At 74.6% G+C, this 21,775-nt stretch carries 21 protein-coding genes; 6 read left to right on the forward strand and 15 right to left on the reverse strand.

Going from position 1 to position 21,775, the window contains the following annotated elements:
- Positions 1-42: 42 nt before the first annotated feature.
- Genes ACFYT9_RS12115 through ACFYT9_RS12130 form a run of 4 tightly spaced genes read right to left on the reverse strand, consistent with a single transcriptional unit; the run spans position 43 to position 3,797 of the window.
- Complete coding sequence (locus ACFYT9_RS12115; protein ID WP_389162659.1) at positions 43-846, reverse strand: GNAT family N-acetyltransferase; 804 nt, start codon at positions 844-846, stop codon at positions 43-45.
- 52 nt (positions 847-898) lie between these two features.
- A complete protein-coding gene (locus tag ACFYT9_RS12120; protein WP_389162661.1) occupies positions 899-2,239 on the reverse strand; it encodes a bifunctional RNase H/acid phosphatase in 1,341 nt (446 codons plus the stop codon).
- Positions 2,239-2,982, reverse strand: a complete 744-nt coding sequence (locus tag ACFYT9_RS12125) for a zinc ribbon domain-containing protein (RefSeq protein ID WP_376605142.1) — start codon at positions 2,980-2,982, stop codon at positions 2,239-2,241. The genes ACFYT9_RS12120 and ACFYT9_RS12125 overlap by 1 nt, the downstream gene beginning before the upstream one ends.
- Positions 2,979-3,797 carry a Nif3-like dinuclear metal center hexameric protein gene (locus tag ACFYT9_RS12130; RefSeq protein WP_389162664.1) on the reverse strand — a complete coding sequence of 273 codons (819 nt, stop codon included), beginning with the start codon at positions 3,795-3,797 and terminating at the stop codon, positions 2,979-2,981. Before ACFYT9_RS12130 ends, ACFYT9_RS12125 begins: the two co-directional genes overlap by 4 nt.
- A gap of 312 nt (positions 3,798-4,109) precedes the next feature.
- On the opposite strand from ACFYT9_RS12130, the gene ACFYT9_RS12135 reads away from it, so the two are divergent.
- Both ACFYT9_RS12135 and ACFYT9_RS12140 read left to right on the forward strand, forming a co-directional pair.
- Positions 4,110-5,297: a hypothetical protein gene (locus ACFYT9_RS12135; protein ID WP_389162666.1), complete on the forward strand. Its 1,188-nt coding sequence runs from the start codon at positions 4,110-4,112 to the stop codon at positions 5,295-5,297.
- A 56-nt stretch (positions 5,298-5,353) separates the two neighbouring features.
- Complete coding sequence (locus ACFYT9_RS12140) at positions 5,354-5,488, forward strand: hypothetical protein (protein ID WP_376605134.1); 135 nt, start codon at positions 5,354-5,356, stop codon at positions 5,486-5,488.
- Between the two features lie 257 nt (positions 5,489-5,745).
- On the opposite strand, the gene ACFYT9_RS12145 is transcribed toward ACFYT9_RS12140, so the two are convergent.
- From ACFYT9_RS12145 to ACFYT9_RS12155, 3 genes are read right to left on the reverse strand one after another with little or no spacing between them, the layout of a single operon-like run.
- Positions 5,746-6,690 (reverse strand): 3-oxoacyl-ACP reductase, encoded by a 945-nt coding sequence (locus ACFYT9_RS12145; protein ID WP_376602680.1) that lies wholly within the window; start codon positions 6,688-6,690, stop codon positions 5,746-5,748.
- A gap of 11 nt (positions 6,691-6,701) precedes the next feature.
- Positions 6,702-7,778 carry a Zn-dependent alcohol dehydrogenase gene (locus ACFYT9_RS12150; protein ID WP_387275370.1) on the reverse strand — a complete coding sequence of 359 codons (1,077 nt, stop codon included), beginning with the start codon at positions 7,776-7,778 and terminating at the stop codon, positions 6,702-6,704.
- Between the two features lie 25 nt (positions 7,779-7,803).
- Positions 7,804-8,658: a MaoC/PaaZ C-terminal domain-containing protein gene (locus ACFYT9_RS12155; protein ID WP_389162670.1), complete on the reverse strand. Its 855-nt coding sequence runs from the start codon at positions 8,656-8,658 to the stop codon at positions 7,804-7,806.
- 317 nt (positions 8,659-8,975) lie between these two features.
- Between ACFYT9_RS12155 and ACFYT9_RS12160 the strand changes: the two genes are divergently transcribed.
- Genes ACFYT9_RS12160 through ACFYT9_RS12175 form a run of 4 tightly spaced genes read left to right on the forward strand, consistent with a single transcriptional unit; the run spans position 8,976 to position 12,483 of the window.
- Complete coding sequence (locus ACFYT9_RS12160) at positions 8,976-9,908, forward strand: ATP-binding cassette domain-containing protein (RefSeq protein WP_389162673.1); 933 nt, start codon at positions 8,976-8,978, stop codon at positions 9,906-9,908.
- Positions 9,905-10,645 carry an ABC transporter permease gene (locus tag ACFYT9_RS12165; protein ID WP_389162677.1) on the forward strand — a complete coding sequence of 247 codons (741 nt, stop codon included), beginning with the start codon at positions 9,905-9,907 and terminating at the stop codon, positions 10,643-10,645. The genes ACFYT9_RS12160 and ACFYT9_RS12165 overlap by 4 nt, the downstream gene beginning before the upstream one ends.
- A 12-nt stretch (positions 10,646-10,657) precedes the next feature.
- Positions 10,658-11,845, forward strand: a complete 1,188-nt coding sequence (locus tag ACFYT9_RS12170; protein WP_389162680.1) for a histidine kinase — start codon at positions 10,658-10,660, stop codon at positions 11,843-11,845.
- Between the two features lie 5 nt (positions 11,846-11,850).
- Positions 11,851-12,483, forward strand: coding sequence for a response regulator (locus ACFYT9_RS12175; RefSeq protein WP_389162724.1), 633 nt, complete (start codon positions 11,851-11,853; stop codon positions 12,481-12,483).
- 46 nt (positions 12,484-12,529) lie between these two features.
- Here the strand turns inward: ACFYT9_RS12175 and ACFYT9_RS12180 are convergent, their stop codons facing one another.
- From ACFYT9_RS12180 to ACFYT9_RS12215, 8 genes are all read right to left on the reverse strand, one after another.
- Entirely contained in the window at positions 12,530-13,216 is a 687-nt protein-coding gene (locus ACFYT9_RS12180) for a response regulator (protein WP_389162683.1), read from the reverse strand.
- Complete coding sequence (locus ACFYT9_RS12185; RefSeq protein ID WP_389162685.1) at positions 13,213-14,406, reverse strand: sensor histidine kinase; 1,194 nt, start codon at positions 14,404-14,406, stop codon at positions 13,213-13,215. Before ACFYT9_RS12185 ends, ACFYT9_RS12180 begins: the two co-directional genes overlap by 4 nt.
- A gap of 7 nt (positions 14,407-14,413) precedes the next feature.
- Positions 14,414-15,160 (reverse strand): DUF998 domain-containing protein, encoded by a 747-nt coding sequence (locus tag ACFYT9_RS12190; RefSeq protein WP_389162688.1) that lies wholly within the window; start codon positions 15,158-15,160, stop codon positions 14,414-14,416.
- A gap of 158 nt (positions 15,161-15,318) precedes the next feature.
- Positions 15,319-16,785 carry an MFS transporter gene (locus tag ACFYT9_RS12195; protein ID WP_389162690.1) on the reverse strand — a complete coding sequence of 489 codons (1,467 nt, stop codon included), beginning with the start codon at positions 16,783-16,785 and terminating at the stop codon, positions 15,319-15,321.
- A gap of 237 nt (positions 16,786-17,022) precedes the next feature.
- Complete coding sequence (locus tag ACFYT9_RS12200) at positions 17,023-18,216, reverse strand: lipid-transfer protein (protein ID WP_389162693.1); 1,194 nt, start codon at positions 18,214-18,216, stop codon at positions 17,023-17,025.
- Positions 18,217-18,226: 10 nt separating this feature from the next.
- Positions 18,227-20,572, reverse strand: coding sequence for an acyl-CoA dehydrogenase (locus ACFYT9_RS12205; RefSeq protein WP_389162695.1), 2,346 nt, complete (start codon positions 20,570-20,572; stop codon positions 18,227-18,229).
- 109 nt (positions 20,573-20,681) lie between these two features.
- Positions 20,682-21,479 carry a helix-turn-helix domain-containing protein gene (locus tag ACFYT9_RS12210; protein ID WP_389162697.1) on the reverse strand — a complete coding sequence of 266 codons (798 nt, stop codon included), beginning with the start codon at positions 21,477-21,479 and terminating at the stop codon, positions 20,682-20,684.
- Positions 21,480-21,568: 89 nt separating this feature from the next.
- A partial coding sequence (locus ACFYT9_RS12215; protein ID WP_389162700.1) for a hypothetical protein occupies positions 21,569-21,775 on the reverse strand: 207 nt, incomplete at its 5' end.

Genomic DNA, 21,775 nt, shown 5'->3' on the forward strand with positions numbered 1-21,775 from the left:
CCGGACCCGCCCCGGACCCACCCCGGATCCGCCGGACCGGCACTATGGCCGGGGCGTGAAGCGCACGCCGAGGTGGTCGCCCATCGGGCGGTAACCGAGGCGCGGGTAGAGGGCGTTGCTGGTGGGGTTGGCGAGGTCGGTGAAGAGCAGCACCTGTGCGGCGCCGGCACCGAGGGCGGCGCGGGTGACGGCGGTCGTGACGCCGGCGGCGTAGCCCCGGCCGCGCTCGGCGGGCGCGGTGTACACGAGGTGGACGCGGGCCTGACCCTCGATGACGCGGGAGACGGCGGCCATCGCCACCGGCCGCCCGTCGGGGGCCTCCCAGACGTGGAGGCGGCCCTCGGTGATGCGCTCGGTGAGGAAGTCCGTGTAGTCGTCCCGCGGCTCGTAGCGGTGCACGGCGGCGAAGTCGGCGGCCCACTCGCCGAGCAGCGGGAGGTCGGCGGTGGTCGCGCTCCTGACCCGCCCGGCCGGTGCCGGGTCCCGCGGGGTGAGCGCGTCGAGGCGGAAGAGCCGGATGCCCATCACGGGCTCCCAGTCGAGGCCGGTGGCCCCTGCGTACGCCTCCACCGCCGCGGTCTCCCCCCGCAGGGTGGCGGGCTCGGTGCCGTCCGGCAGGACCAGCGCCTCCGCGGCCTCCACGGGCATCGCGCCGAAGGTGACGACGGGCGGCGGGGACGCGGCGAGGACGCCGGTCACGGTCCCGTCCGCACCGGTCCACCAGCCGAGGAGTTCGGCCCCGTCCACCATGGTCAGCACGGCGGTGTTGCGGGCCGGTTCGGCGGCGAGGAGTCCGCGGGCGGCGGTGCGGAAGGTCTCCGGGTCGGTGGTGAAGTGCCAGGTCATACGGGGATGGTGGTACGGGACCCCGCCCCGGCGCCACCGGTTTGCGCGGCCTTCAGCGTCTGAGGTGCGAGGTGTCGTTGAGGAGGCGTACGGACGCGTTGCCGTCGGCGTAGTAGGCGACGGCGGAGAGCGAGGCGGCGGACAGCTCCATCTTGAACAGGGACTCGGGCGGGGCGCCGAGCGCCAGTCTGACCAGGGTCTTGATGGGCGTGACGTGGCTGACGAGGAGGACCGTGCGGCCGGCGTGGGCTTCGGCGAGGCGGTCGCGGGTGGCGGCGACCCGGCGGGCGACCGTGGTGAAGCTCTCGCCGCCGCCGGTGGGCGCCGCCTTCGGGGAGGCGAGCCAGGCGTCCATGTCCTCCGGGTACCGCTCGCGGACCTCCGCGAAGGTGAGGCCCTCCCAGGCGCCGAAGTCGGTCTCGCGCAGGCCGGGTTCGAGGACGACGTCGAGGCCGAGGCGGGCCGCGACGGCCTCGGCGGTCTGGCGGCAGCGGACGAGCGGGGAGCTGACGATGTGCTGGATCGTGCCGCGCGCGGCGAGCGCGTCGGCGACGGCGGCGGCCTGGCGGCGTCCCGCCTCGGACAGCTCGGGGTCCGAGCCCCCGCTCCCCGAGAACCGCTTCTCGGGCGTGAGCGCCGTCTCGCCGTGCCGGAGGAGGACGAAGGTGGCGGGGGCGGAGAGGTCGGGGGGCGGCGCGGCGGCGGGGGCGGCTGCCGCGCCCGGCGTGCGCTCGCTGTGTGCGGGTGCGGCCGCGGTGGGGGCGGCCGGCGTGCGGTCGCTGTGTGCGGGTGCGGTGGGGGCTACCGGCGTGCGGTTCGTGGGCGCCACGGGCGCGGGCGCCGGTGCGGCGGCCGCGGGGGTCGCGGCGGCCAGGGCCTCGCGGGCGCGGGCGGCGCCCGCCCTCGCGTCGCCGGGCGGGCCCGACGGGGACGGGGTCGCCGCGTTCCGCGCGGCGGCCGTGTCGCGCGGGGTCCACTGCTCGCCGCGCTTGCCCGCGTCCATCGCCTCGTTGGCCAGGCGGTCGGCGTGCTTGTTGCGCTCGCGGGGGATCCACTCGTAGCGGACCCGGTCGGACGGGAAGGCGCGGGCCGCCTCCGCCGCGAGGGGCTTCATGTCGGGGTGCTTGATCTTCCAGCGGCCCGACATCTGCTCGACGACGAGCTTGGAGTCCATCCTGACCCGCAGCGTGGCGTCCGGCGCCAGGTCCAGGGCGGCGCGGAGGCCCGCGATGAGGCCCTTGTACTCGGCGACGTTGTTGGTGGCGACGCCGATGTACTCGGCGGCCTCCGCGAGCGTCTCGCCCGTGGCCGGGTCGAGGACGACGGCGCCGTAGCCGGCGGGCCCCGGGTTGCCCCGGGAGCCGCCGTCCGCCTCGACCACGAGCTCGCGCATTACAGGCCGGACTCCGCCGTGCGGACGAGGATCCGGCGGCAGTTCTCGCACCGGACGACCGCGTCCTTGGCAGCGCTGCGCACCTCGTTCAGCTCGGTGATGTTGAGCTCGATGTGGCAGCCCTCGCACTTGCGCTGGTAGAGGCGGGCCGCGCCGACGCCGCCCTGCTGCTCGCGCAGCTTCTCGTACAGCTTGATCAGGTCGGCGGGGACGGAGCCGGCCACGACCTCGCGCTCCTTGGCGACGGTGGCGGCCTCCTCGTCCAGACCGGCCTGGGCGACGTCCCGGCGGCCGGTGGCGTCGTCCACCTTGGCCTGGACGGCGGCGACGCGGTCGGTGAGCTCGGTGACGCGCTCCTGGGCGGACTCGCGGCGCTCCATCACCTCCAGGACGATCTCCTCCAGGTCGCCCTGGCGCTTGGCGAGCGAGGTGATCTCGCGCTGGAGGCTCTCCAGGTCCTTCGGGGAGGAGACGGCGCCGGAGTCGAGCCGCTGCTGGTCGCGGGCGGCGCGCTGACGGACCTGGTCGACGTCCTGCTCGGCCTTGGTCTGCTCGCGGGCGCAGTCGCTGTCCTCGGTCTGCGCGGCGACGAGCAGGTCGCGCAGCTGGGTGAGGTCCTTGGTCAGCGCCTCGATCTCCGCGTGCTCGGGCAGCGCCTTGCGCTTGTGGGCGAGCTGCTGGAGGCGGACGTCCAGGGCCTGGACGTCGAGGAGGCGGATCTGGTCGGCGGGCGCGGCGTTCAGTTGGGGGCTCCAGGAGAGGTGTGGTGGGAGGACCAGGGGTCGGTGACCGTCTTCGAGACGTGGACGCGGAGGTCCCAGCCGTGGCGGTCGGAGATCTCGTCGAGCTGGGCGGCGGCCAGCTCGCACCAGGGCCATTCGGTGGCCCAGTGGGCGGCGTCGACGAGGCCCAGCGGAGAGTGCTGGGTGGCCTCGGAGACGGGGTGGTGGCGCAGGTCCGCGGTGAGGAAGGCGTCCACCCCGGCGGCTCGCACGGCGTCGAAGAGGCTGTCGCCGGAGCCGCCGCTGACGGCGACACGGCGGACCGGCATGTCCGGGTCGCCGGCGACCCGGATGCCCTGCGCGGTCGCGGGCAGCCGCTCGGCGGCGCGCGCGGCGAACTGCGCGAGGGTTTCCGGCTGGTCGAGCTCGCAGATCCGGCCGAGGTTGCTCTCGGGGACGAGCGGGCCGGTGACGCGCAGGTCGAGGGCGCCCGCGAGGGCATCGGAGACGCCCGGGTCGGCGGTGTCGGCGTTGGTGTGCGCGACGTGCAGGGCGATGTCGTTCTTGATCAGGGTGTGGACGCCGCGGCCCTTGAAGTGGCCGGCCGCGACCGTCGTCGTCCCGCGCAGGTAGAGCGGGTGGTGGGTGACGATCAGGTCCGCGCCGAGGGCGACGGCCTCGGCGGCGATCTCCTGGACGGGGTCGACGGCGAAGAGGACACGGGTGACCTCGGCGTCGGGATCGCCGCAGACGGTGCCGACGGCGTCCCACTGCTCGGCCCGCTGGGGCGGCCAGAGGGCGTCGAGCTCGGCGATGACTTCAGACAGACGGGGCACGGGGGAAAGGCTACCTGTCCCGCGTGCCGCACCGTCCTGGCCTGTGGATAACCGGGCGTCCGACGCTCTCTCCCTCACCGGGCCGCCCCACCGGAACACCCCGTCGGACCTCTCCGCCGGGACACTCCGTCCGACTTCCCGACCAGGTCTGCGCACGGCTCCGTACCCGGGGCGGCCCGGCCCCGCCAGCACAGTCGGCCCCCTCCCCTCAACGGAACGGGTGGACCGCCACCCTTATGTGTGAAGTGCGGGGGCTCGTGTTGTTCGGCTGGAAGTGCGAAAACTAGCTTCATGGCCGGAGGTGACGAGTCGATGACAGCGTGTGCCATCGAGACCACGGCCGAGGACGGCGACCGCGACGGGACGGCCGTCCACCCCTCGGCGGGGTTCGCGATCACGGCGAACGGCGCGTACGGTGCCAGGCTCGCCGGTTCCGGGGACGCCCTGTACGCGGAACGGTGGACGCTCGACGGCCCGGAGCCGTACGCCGTCCCGCTCCCGACGGACCAGCCCGAGGAGCCGGACACCCGGCTGCTGCCGCTGGCCGACGGCCGGGTCCTGGTGTGCCGCCGGGTGGACGGACGGCGCCACACCTTCTCCCTGCTCTACCCGACCGGTCCCGGCACCGGGGAGCTGCGGCTCGGCTCGGTGGAGGCCCCCGGCCCGGAGCGCGTGGAGTTGCTGCCGCCGTCGCCGGACGGCATCTGCGCGTACGCGATGCAGGCCGGGCCGGACTCCACCACGCTCTGGCTGGTGGCGGGCGGGGCCTTCGGCCCGGAGCGGGTCGCGGAGATCCCGGGCCGCTGCTCGGGCGGGGTCTGGCTGGACCGGGCGGGGCGGATACTCGCCCTGGACCGGCGGCTCGGCGACGGGCCGGTGAAGGCGGTGGCCGTGGACCTGGAGCGGGGCGGCGAGGTGTCCCCGCTGCTCCAGATCACCGAGGCCAGCAACGACCGGCTGCTGCTCGCGGACCCGGACAGCGGACTGCTCCTGATCCGTTCGGACGCACCCTCCCCGGGGCACGAGCGGCTGGGCTGGGGGGTCCTGGGGAGCCTGCTGCCGGTGCGGTTCCCCGAGTGCCTGCGGCTGGACGACGCGGCGGTGACGCCCTTCGCGATCCAGCCGGGCCAGGTGCTGATGCCGGAGAGCTGCGGGGTGGCGCTGCGGATCGACTCGGCGGCCGGCAGCTGGGTCGGCCTGTGGCGGCCGTCCGGGCGGCGGATGCACCAGGTGGCGGCGCCGCCCGGGTGGGTGGCCGGGGCCGGGGCGTGGTCGCCGGAGGGCATACTGCGGCTGCCGTGCTCGACGCGGGAACTGCCGTGCGCGCTGGCGGGCCTGTCGGTGCCGGAGGAACCCGAGCCGGCGTCGGAGCCGGAGCCGGGGGCCGCGCCCTGTCCGGGGCCCGAAGCGGGGGACGGCGGGGAGGACGCGCGCCCGCGCGCGTGCCGGCCGGTGCCGCTCCAGCAGGCGCCCCTGACGGACCGTAAACCCGCTGGTTAGACTCACCGCCGCACCACAGCACAGCAGAGGCACGTTTCAACGGGGTGAGTACGTCCATGACGGAGAACAGCACGGAGGCGACGCAGGAGTCGCAGGGCACGAGCGCCGGCCGGCACCGCGGCTCGGCAGCGGCGGAGGAGTCCTCCTCCGCCCCGCACGGCCGGCACCGCCGCGAGGCGGACGAGCGGTAGAGCACCACGCGCACGCGCGCGCGTGGTGACGCGGTGAAGGGCCCCGGGGGATCCGCTCCCCCGGGGCCCTTCGCCTCCCCGCACCCGCGAGGGGCGCCTCAGCCCTTGGCCTCCCCCACACGCCGCGAGGGCCGCTTCGGCCTCGCGCCTCCCCCACACGCCGCGAAGGCTTCAGTCCATCGCAGCCCGGCACGCCGCGAAGGCTTCAGCCCGTAGCCTCCGCGCCTCCCCGCCGCCGATGGCCGCCCCGGCCCCGCTCAGCCCTTCTTCAGCCCCAGGACCTCGGAGGCCGCGAAGGTCTCGCCGGGCGGGCGCTCGGCGAAGTACGGGGTGAGCAGTCCGTCCAGCTCCTCGAAGCCGAAGGCTTCCTTGGCGGTGTCGAACTTGGCCGCCACCCGAGGCCGTTCGACGACCGCGACCATCCCGCCGTGGACGACGAGCAGCTGTCCGTTGACCCGGGCCGCGGCCGGGGAGGCGAGGTAGCCGACGAGCGGTGCCACGTGCTCCGGCGACAGCGGGTCCAACTCGTCCTCGGCGGCCGGCTCGGCGAAGCCGGCGAAGACGTCCTCGGTCATGCGCGTGCGCGCGCGGGGGCAGATGGCGTTGGCGGTCACCCCGTACCGGGCGAGGGCGAGCGCGGTCGAGGTGGTGAGGCCGACTATGCCGCCCTTGGCCGCCGCGTAGTTGGGCTGTCCGGCCGAACCGGCGAGGAAGGCCTCGGAGGAGGTGTTGACGATCCGGCCGTAGACGCCGGCCTCCCCCGCCTTCGACCGTCCCCGCCAGTGCACGGCCGCGAAGTGGGTGGTGTTGAAGTGGCCCTTGAGGTGGACGCGGACGACCGAGTCCCACTCGTCCTCGCTCATCGAGAAGACCATCCGGTCGCGCAGGATGCCCGCGTTGTTGACCAGGACGTCCAGCTTGCCGAACTCGGCCACGGCCAGGTCCACCAGACCGCGCGCGGTCTCGAAGTCGGAGACGTCGCCGAGGTGGGCGACGGCCCGGCCGCCGGCCGCGGCGATCTCGGCGGCCACCTCCTCGGCGGGGGTGGCCGACGCCTCCCCGGAGCCGTCCCGGCCGGGCTGCCCGTAGTCGTTGACGACGACGGCGGCACCCAGCCGGGCCAGTTCGAGCGCCTCCGCGCGGCCGAGCCCGCGCCCGGCGCCGGTGACGATCGCGCTCAGCCCCTCAAGAGGCAGTGACATGGCTGGTCCTCTCAGATCTCGATGCAGGTACGGAGGGACGCGCCGGTCCGCATCTGCTCCAGGGCTTCGTTGATGTTCGCGAGCGGGACCCGGTGGGTGATCAGCGACTCCAGGTCGATGCGGCCGGCCCGCCAGAGCGCGATGGCCCGCTCGTACGACCGGAGCACGTCGCCGCCTCCGTACATGGAGGGCAGGATCCGCTTCTCGTCGAAGAACAGCTCGAACATGTTGAGCTGGAGGTTGTCGTCCATGGCGCCGGCGCCGACCACGCAGAGGGTGCCGCCCCGCCGGGTGGTCTCGTAGGCGGTGCGCGCGGTGGCGGACTTGCCGACGACCTCGAAGACGTAGTCGAAGCCCTCGCCCGCGGTGATCCGCTGCTTGGCGTCGCCGAGCGCGTCGGGGGCGACGGCCTCGGTGGCGCCGAAGCGGAGCGCGGCCTCGCGGCGGGACTCGACGGGGTCCACCGCGACGATCTGGGCGGCGCCCTGGAGCCGGGCGCCCTGGATGGCGGAGATGCCGACGCCGCCGCAGCCGATCACGGCGACCGACGAACCGGCCTCCACCTTGGCGGTGTTGATGGCCGCGCCGAGCCCTGTGGTCACGCCGCAGCCGATGAGGGCGGCGATGTCGAAGGGGACGTCGTCGGGGATCGGGACGGCGCAGCCGGCGTCGACGACGACCTCCTCGGTGAAGGTGCCGGTGCCGGCGAAGCCGAAGACGTCTCCGCCGGGGCGCTTGAAGTTGGGCGTGCCGGCGTTCATGAAGCCGGCGAGACAGAGCTGGGTCTGGCCGCGCTTGCAGGCGGCGCAGCTGCCGCAGGCGGGCAGCCAGCAGAGCAGGACGCGCTGGCCGGGGGTGAGTCCGGTGACGCCGTCGCCGACGTCGAGGATCTCGCCGGCGCCCTCGTGGCCGGGGATGAAGGGCGCCGGCTGGGGCAGGACGCCGCTCATGGCGGAGACGTCGGAGTGGCACAGGCCGGTGGCCCGCACCCGGATCCGCACCCTGCCCGGGCCGAAGCCCACCGCCTCGACGTCGTCGAGGACTTCCAGTTTGTCCTGGCCGATCTCGTGCAGTACGGCTGCGCGCATGGTGCGGCTCCCTCCGGAAGCGGTTCTACGAGTGTTCGACGAGGGTGTCGGCGAGGACGGGGGCGTCGTCGCGCTCCACGGCCGTCACCGCCACCTGGACGCGGCCGTCCCCGGCCCACATCCGGATGCGCAGGGTCTCGCCGGGGAAGACGATCCCGGCGAAGCGGGTGCGGTAGGCGCGGACGCGGGTGACGTCGCCGCCGAGCACGGTGTCCACGACGGCCTTGAGGGTCATGCCGTACGAGCAGAGGCCGTGCAGGATCGGCCGGTCGAAGCCGGCAAGCGAGGCGAAGTCGGGGTCGGCGTGGAGCGGGTTCCAGTCGCCGGAGAGCCGGTAGAGGAGGGCCTGCTCCTCGCGGATCGGGCGCTCGACGGTCTTGTCCGGCTCGCGGTCGGGGACGTCGAGGCGCTCGGAGGGGCCGCGGTCTCCGCCCCAGCCGCCCTCGCCCCGGACGAAGATCTGGGCGTCGGAGGTCCACAGCGGCCCGTCGGAGTCGGCGGCCTCCGAGCGCAGCACGAGGATGGCGGCCTTGCCCTTGTCGTACACGGCGGCGACGCGGGAGGTGGAGACGGCCCGGCCGCCGGTGGGCAGCGGACGGTGGAGGGTGATCGACTGGCCGCCGTGGAGGACGGCGGCGAGGTCGATGTCGATGCCGGGGGCGGAGAGCCCGCCGACGACCCCCATGCCGGCCCCGGCGACGGTGGCGAAGCTGGGCAGCACGTGGAGCCGGGATTCGAGGGTGTAGCGCAGCTCGGCGGGGTCGGTGGCGGGGCAGCCGGCCCCGAGACCGAGGTGGTAGAGCTGGACGTCCTTGTGGTCCCAGGCGATCTCGGCGCTGCGGGGTTCGGCGGCGAGGGCCTTGGCGGGGTCAATGGGCATCGACTTGCTGCTCCTTGGAGGTCCTTGGAGTGGAAGACCTCGGCGCGACCGTCCGCACCGTCGGTCACGCCGAGGCCGTGCGGGAACCGCTCGGAACACGTCAGCTAGAACGCGTTCCAGTTCGGTGTCCCCCATGTATAGCGGAGCCCCGATGGGTTGGGAACCCTCGCAGACGACACTTCTGACGGTACGTCAGACGGGGTTGTGAGGGGTACCCGGCGGGAGGCGCGACCGCGTCGACCCGGGACATTTGTCACCGCCGAATCCGTACGTGGCCGTCTGCCGCGCCCCGCCTCCCGCTCCGTAGCTTCGAGGGCATGACGAACGAACCCGCGGCCGTCTTCGAGGCGGTCACCAAGGCGTACGGCTCCGTCCGCGCGGCGGACGGCCTGGATCTCACCGTCCGGCGCGGCGAGACGGTGGCCCTGCTGGGGCGGAACGGCGCCGGGAAGTCCACTGCGCTCGGCCTCCTCCTCGGCCTCGACACCCCCGACAGCGGGCGGGTCGCGCTCTTCGGCGGCGCCCCCGGCCGGGCCGTCGCCGCGGGCCGGGTCGGGGCGATGCTCCAAGAGGGCCGGCCGGTCCCCCGCGTCACCGTCAGCGAGCTCCTCGGCTTCGTCGCCGGCACCTACCCAGAGCCGATACCGGTCGCCGACACGCTCGCCCTCGCCGGCCTCACCGCCATGGCCGACCGCCGGGTGGATCGGCTCTCCGGCGGACAGGCCCAGCGGGTCCGGTTCGCCGTGGCACTGGCGGGCGACCCGGACCTGATCGTCCTGGACGAGCCGACCTCCGCCCTCGACGTCGAGGCGCGCGGCGAGTTCTGGGCGGCGATGCGCGGTTACGCCAGGCGCGGCCACACGGTCCTGTTCTCCACCCACTATCTGGAGGAGGCCGACGCCTTCGCCGACCGGATCGTCGTCCTCGACGGCGGCCGGATCGTCGCCGACGGCACACCCGAGCTGCTGAAGCGGGCGGCCGGCGGGGCGCTCGTCGCGGTGGACCTGGCCGGCACCCCGGGCGCCTCCCTCTCCGGACTGCCCGGGGTGACGGAGGTGGAGATCCGCGGCGACCGCGCACGGCTCCGCACCGACGACCCGGACTCTACTGTGCGGGCTCTGGCGGTACGGAATGCCATACGCGGCCTGGAGGTGTCCCCACTCTCCCTCGACGACGTCTTCCTCGGCCTCACCCGGGCCCAGGACGCCCACCGGAAACACCCCGCGCACGACCTGGAGCAGACCCGATGACCACCGTCCTGTCCACGACGACCGCGTACGCCCGGCTGGAGATCCGCCGCACCGTGCGTGACCAGGCATTCGTCATCTCCACCCTCGGCGTCCCCGTCCTGATGTACCTGCTCTTCACCAACCTCGGCGGGCAGGACGGCCTCGCCTCCAGGACCGCCGCCATGGTGGGCATGGCCGCCTACGGAGCGCTGGGCGCGGCCCTCTCGCTCGGCGGCGGGGTCGCCGAGGACAAGGCGACCGGGTGGCTGCGCCAGCTGCGGGTCACCCCCATGAGCCCGCGTCGGGTGGTCGCCGGGCGAGCCCTGACCGGCGCGGTGGTCGTGCTGCCGGCGATCGCGGCGGTTCTGTCGGCCGGCCTGCTGGTCAACGGGGTGCGCATGGAGCCGCTCCAGTGGGCGGCGGTGGCTCTCGCGCTCTGGCTGGGTTCGCTGCCTTTCGCCCTGCTGGGCCTCGGCAACGGCTACCGGCTGACCCCCCAGTCGACCGGCGCGGTCAACGTGGCGTGCAACCTCGGCCTGGCGGTCGTCGGCGGCCTCTGGTTCCCGGTGTCGCTCTTCCCGGGCTGGCTGGCGGCGCTCTCCTCCTGGACCCCGACCCACCGTTTCGCGGAGGTGGGAACGGCGCTCGCCGAGGGGCACCCGCCGCCCGCGGCCGCACTCCTGGTGCTCGCCGCGTGGACGGCGGTCTTCGGGACGTACGCAGCGGTCTCGTACCGTCGTTCCGCGCGGACGGTCTGACGAGGGGGCGAGATGCGGCAGGGGTGGCGGGATCGGTGCGAGAGCCGGGAGCAGCGGGGGCCCAGCGGGCTGAGCCTGCTGCCGTGGCTGCTGCTGGGGCTGGGGGCGCTCACCCATCTGATCAGCGGTGAAGCGGCCAGGCCCTGGCTCGGCCTGCTCGGCCTGGTGGTCTTCAACACGCTGTACATCGCGATCGTCTTCCGCGCCTTCGACCACAGGCGTCGGGACTCCCGGACGACCTGGGCGCTGATGGGGACGGCGACCACCGTCAGCTTCTGCCTCGCGATCGGCTACGGCCGGGAATGGCTGCTGCTCTTCCCGCTGCTCGGGCTGGCGCTGGGTGCGGTGGTGCGGGGCGGGCGGATGCTGCGGATCACGGCGTTCCCGCTGGTCGCGGCCGTCGCGGTGGTCACGTTCTGGCGGGAGGGCGTGGGCTCGATCGGTGTCGTGTACGGGACCTTCATCTCGATCATGGTGACGGCGGCGATCCTCGCGCTGAACGAGACGGTGCGGGAGCTGCGGGGGACCCGGGAGGAGCTGGCGCGGGCGGCTGTGGAGAAGGAGCGGCTGCGGTTCTCTCGCGATCTGCACGATCTGCTGGGTCACACCCTTTCGGTGATCGTGGTGAAGGCGGAGGCGGCCCGGCGGCTCGCGCCGGGCGATCTGGACGCGGCGCTCGGGCAGGTCACGGACATCGAGACGGTGGGCAGGCAGGCGCTGACCGAGATCCGGGAGGCGGTCACCGGCTACCGCGAGGGCAGCCTCGGCACCGAGCTGGACCGGGCACGGGACGCGCTCGCCTCGGCGGACGTGGAGCCGGTGGTCCGGCGTTCGGGCCCGCCGCTGGAGCCGGCGACGGAGGCTCTCCTGGGCTGGGTGGTACGGGAGGCGGCGACGAACGTGGTGCGGCACGCGCGCGCGACCTGGTGCGAGATCGCGGTGACGAGCGGCCCGGAGCGGGCCCGCCTCACCGTCGCCGACAACGGCCGCGGCCCCTCCTCCGGGATCTCCGGAAGCGGTCTGCGCGGCCTGGCCGAGCGGCTCGCGGTGGCAGGCGGCACCCTCGCCACAGCGGCGGCCCCGAGCGGCGGATTCCTGCTGACGGCGGAGCTACCGACCTCACCGCCCCCGTCCGACCGGCCTGTTCCGCCTGTTCCGTCCGGCGAGGTGGAACCGTCCCGCCTAGGCTTCCGGTTGTGAACGAGATGCCGCGGGACCATCGGCCGGTCAAGTCCATCCGGGTGCTGCTCGCCGAGGACCAGGGGATGATGCGCGGGGCGCTCGCGCTGCTGCTCGGGATGGAGGCGGACATCGAGGTGGTGGCCCAGGTCGGGCGGGGCGACGAGATCGTGGAGCGGGCGCTGCTCGCCCGGCCCGACGTGGCGCTCCTCGATATCGAGCTGCCGGGCCGGTCGGGGCTGGACGCGGCGGCGGACCTGAGGGACGAGGTGCCGGACTGTCGGGTGCTGATCCTGACCACCTTCGGCCGTCCGGGGTATCTGCGGCGGGCGATGGAGGCGGGGGCGGCCGGGTTCCTGGTGAAGGACGGGCCGGTGGAGGAGCTGGCGGAGGCGGTCCGGACGGTGCTGCGCGGCGAGACGGTGATCGACCCGGCGCTCGCGGCGGCGGCCCTCGGCGCGGGGCCGAACCCGCTGACGGCCCGTGAGCGGGAGGCCTTGTCGGCGGCGGTGGACGGGGCGACGATCGCGGACATCGCGAGCCGTCTCCACCTCTCGGAGTCGACCGTACGGAACTACCTGTCGTCCGCGATCGGCAAGACGGGCACCCGGAACCGGATGGAGGCGGCCCGGGCGGCCCGCCAGCAGGGCTGGCTCTAGGGGGTGCCCCGTCGATGACGCCGCGGGCCTGACCTGATCGACACCCCTAGGAAAGGTCCTGGGCGCTGTGGGTGGCCGGGCGGACCAGGCCCGTCTCGTAGGCCAGGATGACCAGTTGGGCTCGGTCGCGGGCGCCCAGTTTGGCGAGGGCTCGGGTGACGTGGGTCTTGGCGGTGAGGGGGCTGATGACGAGGCGGGCGGCGATCTGGTCGTTGGAGAGGCCGGTGGCGATCAGGCGGGTGACCTCGCGTTCGCGGGCGGTGAGGACGTCGAGGCGTTCGGGGGTCTCGGTGGGGGCGGCCGGGCGGTGGGCGAACTGCTCGATCACCCGGCGGGTCGCGCCCGGTGAGAGCAGGGCGTCTCCGGCGGCGACCGCGCGGACGGCCTGGCGCAGGTCGTCCGGTTCGATCTCCTTGGTGAGGAAGCCGCTGGCACCGGCGCGGAGCGCGGCGAAGACGTACTCGTCGGTCTCGAAGGTGGTGAGGACGATGACCCGGCACTCCGTCAGGCCGGGGTCGTCGACGAGGGTCCGGGTGGCGGTGAGGCCGTCGGTGCCGGGCATGCGGATGTCCATGAGGACGACGTCGGGGCGCAGGGCTCGGGCGGTGCGGACGGCCTCGTCGCCGGTGCCGGCCTCGCCGACGACCTCGATGTCCTTGGCGCGGCCGAGGAGGCTGCGGAAGCCGGCCCGCACCAGGGCCTGGTCGTCGGCGAGGAGAACCCGGATCGTCATGCGGGGAAGCCTGGCACAGGGAGGACGGCCCGGACGAGCCATCCGCCATGGTCGCCGCGTGCCCCGGCGGTGAGTTCGCCGCCCAGAGCGTGGACGCGTTCGGCCATGCCCCGGATGCCGTGGCCCGGGGTGTCCGCGAGGGCGGGGGCGGCCCGGCCGTCGTCGGTGACGGTCACCTCCACGCGGCCGCCCTCGCTGCGGACGGCGACTTCGGCGCGGGAGGCGCCGGAGTGGCGGACGGTGTTGGTGAGGGCTTCCTGCACGACGCGGTGGACGGCGAGGGAGACCGGGGCGGGGAGCGCGGCCGGGTCGCCGGTGGTCTCCAGGTCGATGGCGAGGCCGGGGGCGCGCATCCGGTCGACGAGGGCGGCGAGTTCGGGGATCCCGGCGGCCGGTTCCACCGGGGCCGGGGACTCCCCCGGTGCGCGCAGGACGTGGACGAGGGCGCGGAGGTCGCGGACGGCGACGGTGCGGACCTCCTGGGCGGCGGCGAGGGCGGCCCGTGCCTCGGCCGGGGAGTCGTCGAGGGACTCGGTGGCGACGCGGAGCTGGAGGCCGACGACGGTGAGGGTGTGGCCGACGACGTCGTGGAGTTCTCGGGCGATCTCCAGGCGGGCCTCGGCGATCCGCCGGCCGGCTTCCAGGTCGCGCTCGCGGGCCTCCCGGAGCAGCCGGGCGTCGAGTTCCGCGCGCCAGCGGAGGCGGTTGCGGTAGGCGGTGGCGGCGGCGAGGAGCAGCGCCAGCCACAGGGCCTCGGCGCCCAGTGAGGCGAGGGCCTCCCGGGGGCCGGTGCCGGCCGTGGGCACCTCCCAGGCCGCGGCGAAGGCGACTTCGGTCAGGCCGACGCCCGCGGCCCAGGGCAGACCGGGCCGGCCCGGGCGGTCGTCGGCGGCCAGCGCGGCGTACGCGACGGAGACCGGCCAGACCCAGCCGATGTCGGTGAGGCCCGAGGTGCGGAAGACGATGACGGCCTGCACGGAGAGGAGCAGGACGGCGAGCGGCCACCGCCGCCGGGCGAGGAGGAGCAGGCCGAGCCAGAGGGCGAGCGGCAGGGCGCCGGCCGCGTCCAGCCGCCCGCCGAAGCGGGCGGTGCCTGCCAGGACCGCGACGGCGGTGACGGCCGCGAGGAGCCCGTCGGCGGGGCGTATCGCGCGCAGAGCGGAGAAGGTGCGGGCGGGCGGGCGGTCCATGCGCCGATCATGCACGACGGCCCCGCTCTCCGGTGCGGGTCGCGTGGAGCGCGACGGCGACCCAGGCCAGGTCGGCGGCGAGCACGAGCCGTTCGACCAGGCCGAGGAGGGTGGGGGCGCCCCCCAGGCCGAGGGAGGGGCCGCCGTCCATGACGTCGGCGAGGAGGACGGCGAGCGCCGCCGTGCCGAGGAGGGAGGCGAGGGCGAGTGCGTTCAGGGCGGTACGCAGCCGGGGCCGGGCCGCCGTGAGCGTCCGGCGGAGCAGCAGCGCGGCCGTAGGGAGGGCGGCGAAGGCGAGGAACGCGGCGGAGCCGTGGACGAGTTCGGAGGTGGAGGGGCGGTGGTGGTGGCCGGGCGGGTCGGCGGGGAAGACTCCCGCGATCATGATGCCCGCGGCCCACAGGGCGACGGCGACCCGGCCGGCGCCACCGCGGAGCCGGGCCGCGAGGACGGCGGAGGCGGCGCCGACGGCGAGGAGGGCCACGGGGAGGAGCACGCCGGCGGTGCCGTGCACGTACCGGCTGAGGGCCTCGCTCACCAGGTCGTAGCCGGGGTTCAGCAGTTCGACCGCCGCCATCGCCAGGGCGCCGGCGCCGATCAGGGCGAGCGGGAACCGTACCTCCGTGTCCGCCCGTATCCCTGTGTCCGCCCGTATCCCTGTGTCCGCCCGCGCCCCGGCCGTGCTCCTCGCGGCCGTCTCCCCTGCGGCTGTCTCCGCGCTCGTCGTCGCCTTCGTCCTCGTCGTCCTCGTCATGCCGTCCCCCTCGTGGTCGTGGGCGCTTCCGGAGGTTCGGAAGCGAGGGCCGGCGCCGCGATGTCCGGCTGCCGGTGCTCCTGACGCTACGAAGGGGGAAGGGGCGGCCGCGTCCTCCCGGCGCGGTCACTCCGGCGTACAGCGGACGGTGGCGGCGGCTAGCCCTTCTGCACCGTCCGGTGTACGGCGCGGGGCAGCCAGACCGTCATCAGGACGGCCGCGGCGAGGAGGATCCCGGCCGAGACGCGGAACGCCATCGCGTAGCCGGGGACCAGCTGGGAGCCGTCCAGGGGACCGGTGACGGAGTGCGGGCCGGAGACGGAGGCCGCCACGGTCGTGAGGACGGCGAGGCCCAGCGCGCCGCCCATCGTGCGGGAGGTGTTGACGAGGCCGGAGACGAGTCCGGCGTCGCCCGGGGCGGCGCCGGAGGTGGCGAGGGTCGCCAGGGGGGTGGTGGCGAGGCCGATGCCGCCCATCATGAGGATGCCGGGGCCGAGGATGGTGGTGAGGAAGGTGCCGTCGGCGGTCAGCGTGGACTGCCAGGCGAAGCCGGCGGCGGCGATCAGGATGCCGGTGACGGCGAGGGCCTTGGCGCCGGTGGCGGCCATGAGGCGGGGTGCGGCCTTGGAGCCGATGAGGACGGCGAGGGAGCTGGGGACGAGGGCGAGGCCGGCCTGGAGCGGGGTGTAGCCGAGGACGTTCTGCGCGTACACCGTCATGAAGAACCACATGGCGAAGGAGGCGGAGCCGCAGAGCATGATCCCGGCGTTGGCGGCGGACACCGCCCGGTTGCGGAAGATGCCCAGCGGGACGAGGGGTTCGCGCGTGCGGCGTTCGACGGCGACGAAGACCGCGAGGAGGGCCAGGCCGCCGAGGAGCGGGAGGAGGGTGGCGCCGGAGGTCCAGCCGGTCCGTTCGGTCTGCACGATGCCGTACGCGAGGGTGGCGAGGCCGGCGGTGACGAGGACGGCGCCGGGCAGGTCGAGGCGGCGGCCGGCGGTGGCGCGGCCCTCGCGGAGCCACAGCGCGGCGGCGGCGAGGACGAGGGCGCCGATGGGGACGTTGACGAGGAGGACCCAGCGCCAGTCGAGCAGGTCGACGAGGAGGCCGCCGACGAAGCCGCCCGCGGCACCGCCCGCCGCGCCGACCGCGGTCCAGGTGGCGATGGCCCGGGTGCGGGCGGCGCCGGCCGGGACGGCGGAGGTGACGAGGGTGAGGGTGGCCGGGGAGAGCGCGGCGGCACCGAGGCCCTGGGCGGCCCGGGCGGCGATGAGGTAGGAGCCCTCGGGGGCGAGGCCGCCGACGACCGAGGCGGCGGTGAAGAGCCCGAGGCCCGCCAGGAACATCGTCTTGCGCCCGTACAGGTCCGCCGCCCTGCCGCCGAGGAGCATGAAGCCGGCGAAGGCGATCGAGTAGGCGTTGAGCACCCACTGGAGGCCGACGGTGCCGAGGCCGAGGTCGGCCTTGAGGGAGGGCAGGGCGACGTTCATGACCGACACGTCGAGGACGACGAGGAACTGCCCGGCGCAGGCGACGAGGACGACGAGCCAGGGGCGGGGGGCGCGGAGGGGGGAGAGGGCGGGGGTGGATCCGGTGGCGGAGTCGGTCTGCGGCATGGATGTCATGGTCGCAGACCGGATTCGCCCCGTACATGCGGGAAAAGGACCGGTCGCGGAGGGAAGAAGGACCTAGGGCTCCGCGGACGGGGGTCCTAGGGCCTCGCCGGGAGGACCCGGGGCCTCGCGGGGAGAGCCTGGGGCGCTCGGGGGGGGCTCAGGGCCACCACAGGGAGGGCTCAGGCCCCCGCGAGGAGGGCTCCGGGCCACCCCATGGAGGGCGCAGGCCCCCGCAAGGAGGAGGGTCTACGGCTTCCGCAGGAGGGTGACGACGGCCGCGCCGCCGAGGCCGATGTTGTGGGCGAGTCCGACGCGGGCGCCGGGGACCTGGCGGGCGGCGGCCTCGCCGCGGAGCTGCCGGACGAGTTCGGTGGCCTGGGCGAGGCCGGTGGCGCCGAGGGGGTGGCCCTTGGAGATGAGGCCGCCGGAGGGGTTCACCACCCACCGGCCGCCGTAGGTGGTGGCGCCCGACTCCACGAGCTTGCCGGAGGCGCCCTCCTCGCACATGCCGAGGGCCTCGTAGGTGAGGAGTTCGTTGATGGAGAAGCAGTCGTGGAGTTCGATCACGTCGACGTCCTCGATGCCGAGTCCGGAGGCCGCGTACGCCTGCCGCGCGGCCTCCCGCGACATGGGGCGGCCGACGGCGTCGACGCAGGAGCCGGAGGCGAAGGACTCCCCGGTGTCGGTGGTCATCGCCTGGCCGGCGATCTCCACGGCCCGCCCCTCCAGGCCGTGTTCGGCGGCGAAGCGCGCGGAGACGACGAGGACGGCGGCGGCGCCGTCGGAGGTGGGCGAGCACTGGAGTTTGGTGAGGGGGCGGTGGACGGTCCTGGAGGCGAGGATCTCGTCGACGGTGTGGACGTCCTGGAACTGGGCGTCGGGGTTGCGGGAGGAGTGCAGGTGGTTCTTGGCGGCGACGGCGGCGAGCTGCGCCTCGGTGGTGCCGTAGCGCTCCATGTGCTCGCGGGCGGCGTTGCCGAAGATCTGGGCGGTGGGCGGGGACGCCTCGAAGCCGTGGCCGGCGGCCATGATCCCGTAGTGGCGGGCCACCGGTGAGGTCGTGAAGTCCCCCGCGCCGCCCGCGCCGCCGCCGAGGGAGCCCTTGCTCATCTTCTCGAAGCCGAGGGCGAGGACGCAGTCGGCGATGCCGCCCTCGACGAACTGGCGGGCGGTCATGAGGGCGGTGGAGCCGGTGGCGCAGTTGTTGTTGAGGTTGTAGACGGGGAGGCCGGTGAGGCCGAGTTCGTAGACGGCCCGCTGGCCCGCGGTGGATGCCTGGAAGCAGTAGCCGACGACGGCCTGCTCGACCTTCCCGTACGGGATGCCGGCGTCGGCGAGGGCGGCGGTGCCGGCTTCGCGGGCCATGTCCCAGTACTGCCAGTCACGGGTCTCGGGCTTCTCGAACTTCGTCATGCCGACGCCGGCGATGTACGACTTCATGGCGTGCCTCTCAGTCCCTGGGGAGGCCGAGCAGCCGCTCGGCGACGACGTTGAGCTGGACCTGTGTGGTGCCCCCGGCGATGGTGAGGCAGCGGGACATGAGGAACCCGTGGACGGCCGCCGTGCCGGGGCCCTCGCACACGGCGCCGTCGGGGCCGAGGAGTTCGAGGGCGAGTTCGGCGGTCTTCTGCTGGTGGAGGGTCTGGACGAGCTTGCGGACGCTGGCTCCGGCGCCGGGGTCGAGTCCGGAGACCTGGAGGAGGGTGGTGCGCAGGCCGATGCAGGCGAGGGCGTGGGCCTCGGCGAGGAGGGCGCCGGTGCGGGCGCGGACGGTGCCGTCGGCCTCGGCGGACGCCTTGATGAGCGCTTCGAGGCCGGTGTCGAAGACGACCTGGTCGGCCATGTGGACGCGTTCGTTGCCGAGGGTGTTGCGGGCGACCCGCCAGCCGTCGTCCACCTCGCCGACGACGGCGTCGGCGGGGAGGAGGGCGCCGTCGAACCAGACCTCGTTGAAGAGGGAGTCCCCGGTGATCTCCTTGAGCGGGCGGATGTCGATGCCGGGGGTGTTCCTCATGTCGACGAGGAAGTAGGTGAGCCCTTTGTGCTTGGGGGCGCCGGGGTCGGTGCGGGCGAGGAGGATGCCGTGGTCGGCCCACTGGGCGGCGCTCGTCCACACCTTCTGGCCGGTGATCCGCCAGCGGCCGTCCTCGGTGCGTTCGGCCCGGGTGCGCAGGGAGGCGAGGTCGGATCCGGCGCCGGGCTCGGAGAAGAGCTGGCACCAGCGCTGTTCGCCGCGGAGGGTGGGCCCGAGGTGGCGTTCCTGCTGCTCGGGGCTGCCGTGGGCGAGGAGGGAGGGGACGACCCAGGCGGCGATGCCGAGTCCGGCGACGGTGATGCCGGCCTCGTCGAGTTCGCGCTGGACGGCGAGCTGCTGGAGCGGGCCCGCGCCGAGGCCGTACGGCTCCGGGAGGTGCGGGGCGGCGTAGCCGGTGGGGGCGAGGGCGCGGCGGGCGGCGGCGGGGTCGAGTCCGGCGGCCGGGGCGAGGGCCTCGCGGGCGGCGGTGCGGTACGGCTCGGCGGCGGGCGGCAGGTCGAGGCGGAGGCCGCGGCGCAGCCCGGTGGCGGCGTGCCGGAGGGCGTCGAGCCGGAAGCGGTCGCCGGTGCCGAGGAGTTGGCGGGCGACGAGGGCGCGGCGCAGCAGGAGGTGGGCGTCGTGCTCCCAGGTGAAGCCGATGCCGCCGAGGATCTGGATGCAGTCCTTGGCGCAGCTGTGGGCGGCGTCGAGGGCGGTGGCGGCGGCGAGCGCGGCGACGAGGGGCCGGGCGGGGTCGTGGACGGCGCGGGCGGCGTCCCAGGTGAGGGCGCGGGCCTGTTCGAGCCGGACGAGCATGTCGGCGCAGAGGTGCTTGACGCCCTGGAACTGGCCGATGGGGCGGCCGAACTGTTCGCGGGTGCGGGCGTGTTCGGCGGCGGTCTCGACGGCGCGGGCGGCGGTGCCGCAGGCGTCGGCGGCGAGGAGGACGGCGGCGAGGTCGTGGACGAGGCCGCTGTCGAGGGCGAGGACCCGGTCGGCGGGCACGTGGTGGGCGGCGGCGGTGACCTCGGCGGTGGGCCGGGTCGGGTCGGCGGAGGCGTGCGGCCGGACGGTGAGTCCGGTGGCGGGTTCCCCTGCGGGCGGCTCTCCGGCCCTACGGGGCGCGTCGACCGCGAGCCAGACGGTGCCGTCGGCGGTGGCGGCCTGGAGGAGGAGCAGGTCGGCCTGGCCCGCGCCGAGGACGGGAGGCGCGGTGCCGTCGAGGACGTGTCCGGTGCCGGTGCGGACGGCGGTGAGGGTTCCGGTGCCGCCGATGGCGACGGCGCCGGTCCTGCGGCCTTCGGCGAGGTCGGCGAGGAGGCGGGAAAGGGGGGAGGGGCCGGAGGAGCTTGAGAGGTCCGAGGACCTTGAGGAGCTTGAGTGGTCGGAGGGGCTTGAGAGGCCGGAGGAGCCTGAGGAGCTTGAGTGGTCGGAGGGGTGGGGGGCCTGGGGTGGGCCCGCGCGGTGGAGGAGTTCGGCGCGGTGGAGGAGTTCGGCGGCGAGGACGGAGGGCAGGTACGGCCCGGGGAGGAGGGCGCGGGCGGCCTCCTCCACGACGACGGCGAGGTCGTCGAGGCCGCCGCCCCCGCCTCCGTACTCCTCGGGTACGTGGATCCCGAGGAGGCCCTGCGCGGCGGCGGCGTCCCAGTATCCGGGCCGGCCGGCCGGCGCCTCGGGCGCGTCGAGCCACCGGCGGAGTTCCTCGGGGGGTGCGGCGCGGGTGAGCCAGGCGCGGACGGACCGGGCGAGGTCCCGCTGTTCGTGCGTGATGGCGATGCCCATGGCGCGCAGATTAGAACACGTTCCATTCTGACGGAAGGTCAGATGAGGAGCGGATCGCGGAGCGGATCGCGGAGCGGATCACGCAGCGGGTCGCCGATCGCCGGAGCCGTCAGCCGCGCCCCCCGGCGCTCCCCGACTCCTCCGGCCTGTCCGGGCGTTCCGCCGCGTCCGCCCCCTCCGACCCCTCCACTGCGACCCCGACCGGCTTCGACAGCAGGATCTCCCGGGCCTGTTCGGCGGCGCGCACGATCTCCTCGCCGACGAAGTCCATGAAGCGGGCGACGTTCTCCAGCCGGGCGGCGGCCGGGGTGCCGGCACCGAGGACGGCGACGCCCTGCCGGGCGATCTCGACCATCTGCTCGTTGGCCTTGGCGGAGGCGACCATCGACTGGTACCAGAGCTCGTCGTCGACGATGTAGCGCTCGCGGCGGCGGTCGTCGCGCTCGCGCCGGATGAGGCTCTGGCTCTCCAGGAAGGCGACGGCCTTGGAGATGGAGCCGGCGCTGACCTGAAGCCGCTCGCCGAGTTCGCCCGCGGAGAGACTGCCCGCGTCGGTGGCGTAGAGGGCGGCGAGGACCCTGGCCGTCATGCGGGGCAGACCGCCCTGCATGAAGACGGTGGCGAACGCCTCCTCGTAGTCGCGCACGGCGGCCGCGTCGCGCCCGTCGCCGCGCGCGGCCGGCTGGGCGTCGCCGCCGCCGGGCCGGCGGCGGCGCGCCCGGCCCTCGGTGGCGCGGTGGGCGAGGTCGGGGCGGTAGGCGGTGGGCCCGCCGTTGCGCATGACCTCGCGCGTGACGGTGGAGGTGGGGCGGTCGAGACGCCTGGCGATCTCCGCGTAGGCGAGCCCGTCGCCCAGTCCCAGCGCGATCTGCTGACGTTCCTGCTGGGTGAGTCTGCCTCCCGGCATCGCGATCTCCCTTTCGTACGGACCCGATTCACCGCCAGCATAGCGTTCATCATTTCGTCATTGCAACGTCAGGACCTGCCTCCGTTGCATCAAAACAGCTTCCATTGCAACGATTTACAGCCTTTCACCTGCACTAATGCACTCGCGGCGCAACGAACTAGTTGCCACACCTTGGAAAGCAACGTAGCTTTTCTCTTGTCGGAAACACCGACGGAGCAAGAAACGACAACGACCTCGCAGGAGCAGTCATCATGCAGACCTTCGCCACCGCCGCCCCGATCACCGCCGTCGTCTCC

The sequence above is a fragment of the Streptomyces sp. NPDC004435 genome (assembly GCF_042873895.1).
Taxonomy (GTDB): domain Bacteria; phylum Actinomycetota; class Actinomycetes; order Streptomycetales; family Streptomycetaceae; genus Streptomyces.